Source organism: Leucobacter chromiisoli, assembly GCF_016522505.1.
Lineage (GTDB): Bacteria > Actinomycetota > Actinomycetes > Actinomycetales > Microbacteriaceae > Leucobacter > Leucobacter chromiisoli.
The window spans coordinates 1-1350 of record NZ_JAEHOH010000037.1 but is presented as its reverse complement, the minus strand read 5'-3'; the positions used below and the strand labels follow the sequence as shown (position 1 = coordinate 1350).

The window sequence follows — 1350 nt, the reverse complement described above, 5'->3', positions numbered from 1 at the left end:
TGAAGCGCCCTGGGTCTGATGGAGACTCGCGCTATTTGATTCCGACCAGCAGGTTGTGGTCGTTGGGGACAGCATAGAACGCGTTCTCGAACTCTGCGAGCGGGACGTCGCCGAGGTAGCCGTGGAGGCGCTGCGTGTTGTGCCAGTGCACCCAGCCGAGCGTCGCGAGCTCGAGATCCTCGACCGTCTTCCATGGCCCTGTGCGTGCGGGTCCGCGGACGAGTTCGGCCTTGTAGTAGCCGTTCACCGTCTCGGCCAGGGCGTTGTCGTAGCTGTCCCCGACGGTTCCAATCGACGGCGTGGCGCCGATTTCCGCGAGGCGTTCGCCGTAGCGAATGGAGGTGAACTGAGACCCCGCATCGCTGTGACATCGCAGGCCGGCGTGGTGGTGGCCTCTGGACCAGCGGGCCATCTCGATCGCGTCGAGGACCATCTCGGTTCGCATGTGCGACGCGACCCGCCACCCGACGATCATCCTGCTGAACGCGTCGATGATGAAGCACACGTACGCGACACCGGCCCAGGTCGGCACGAACGTCAGATCCGTTACCCAGAGCCGGTTCGGGGCGCTCGCGGTGAACTCCCGCTTCACCAGGTCCGGGTGCCGCGCCGACGCCGGATCCGGCCTCGTCGTCTTGACCCGCTTCGACCGCCGCGCGCCCTCGATCCCCGCAGCGCGCATCAACCGGGCGGTCTGGTCGCGGCCGATCATGATCCCCGCGCGGCGGGCAGCTTTCCAGAGCTTGCGGACCCCGTAGACGCAGTAGTTGGTCTCCCAGAGTTCGACCAGCTGGGGGATCAGCTCCTCGTCCCGCACCGCGCGGGCGGACGGCGTGCGGGTCTTGGCAGCGTAGTAACTACTCGGAGCCACCTGCAGCAGCCTGCAGATGAGCTCGACTCCGAGCCGGCGACCGTCCACAAGATCGTCCTTGTTCGCGTCGACGAACGCGACTACTTCCGGTAGTGGCGGTCGAGCTCCGCCCCGAAGAAAAACGCCGCCCGCTTCAGCACCTCGTTGGCCCGCCGCAACTCCCGGTTCTCCTGCTCGAGCTCACGCACCCGCTGCGCCTCCGCGCTGCTCACGCCGGCAGTGACACCGTCATCGATGTCGGCCTGCTTCACCCACATCCGCACGGACTCAACACCGTAACCGAGTTGCGTCGCGACGCGCTGGACCGTCCCTTGCGTGACACCGAGCTCCGCACGCAGCGTCCTCACCATCCGCACCGCGGCGGCCTTCTCCTCGACCGAGTACCGACGCGTCGTCGGCTTCCCATTCGCCAGTTCCTTCGGCATAACTCCATCCTCGTTTCCAAGGTCGGGAGCCTCCAACAAACCCAGGGCGCTTCA

1 protein-coding gene and 1 other annotated feature are annotated in these 1350 nt (G+C 66.4%); the gene reads right to left on the bottom strand.

What is annotated here, in order from left to right:
• Window positions 1–31: 31 nt before the first annotated feature.
• A protein-coding gene (locus JD276_RS15675; protein WP_233615815.1) for an IS3 family transposase occupies window positions 32–1296 on the bottom strand; the annotation gives its coding sequence in 2 pieces (ribosomal slippage) (window positions 32–993 and window positions 993–1296; 1266 coding nt in all).
• Window positions 863–997: a sequence feature (AL1L pseudoknot), on the bottom strand. It overlaps the preceding gene by 135 nt.
• Window positions 1297–1350: the final 54 nt, after the last annotated feature.